Source organism: Motilibacter aurantiacus, from assembly GCF_011250645.1.
GTDB classification, from domain to species: domain Bacteria; phylum Actinomycetota; class Actinomycetes; order Motilibacterales; family Motilibacteraceae; genus Motilibacter_A; species Motilibacter_A aurantiacus.
Map to the genome: position 1 here is coordinate 1 of NZ_JAANNO010000038.1, position 758 is coordinate 758.

At 69.1% G+C, this 758-nt stretch carries 1 protein-coding gene; it reads left to right on the forward strand.

The genetic code is table 11. From position 1 onward, the window contains the following. Positions 1-170: 170 nt before the first annotated feature. On the forward strand, positions 171-758 hold a 588-nt coding region (locus tag G9H72_RS20710), incomplete at its 3' end, for a transposase (RefSeq protein ID WP_196791468.1).

Genomic DNA, 758 nt, shown 5'->3' on the forward strand with positions numbered 1-758 from the left:
GGTAGAACTGCTGGTCAGACGCTTGCGAGCCTACACGGAGAGGAACCGAGAGGCAGTCGCGTCCCGGATAGTGGTGTAGCGCTGGGGCCGTGGTCGTCGTAGACGACGACGCGGTCACCGCGTGATCCTTCGAGTGAACCTCTCACAGCACCCTCGAACGGAGCATCACGATGACCGCACCTCGCATTGTCGACCCTGCCGCCGTCCTGGGCCAGGCCCTGACCGACGCCTCGCCGGACCTCATGCGTCACCTGCTCTCCACGGTGATCAACAGCTTGCTGTCGGCGGAGGCCGACGCGGTCTGCGGCGCCGAGTGGGGCCAGCCCTCGGCCGATCGGGTCAACCGACGCAACGGTTACCGGCACCGGGACCTGGACACCCGGGTCGGCACGATCGACGTCGCCGTCCCCAAGCTGCGCACCGGGTCCTACTTCCCCGAGTGGCTGCTGGAGCGGCGCAAGCGCGCCGAGGCCGCCCTGATCAGCGTCGTGGCGACCTGCTACCTGCTCGGGGTGAGCACCCGGCGGATGGACAAGCTCGTGCAGTCCCTGGGGATCACCTCGCTGTCCAAGTCGCAGGTCTCGCGGATGGCCGAAGACCTCGACGCCCAGGTCGAGGCGTTCCGCACCCGCTCCCTGGCCGAGGCCGGCCCGTTCACGTTCCTCGCCGCGGACGCCTTGATGATGAAGGTCCGGGAGGGCGGACGCGTGGTCAACGCCGCCGTGCTGGTGGCGACCGGCGTCAACGGTGACGGGCAC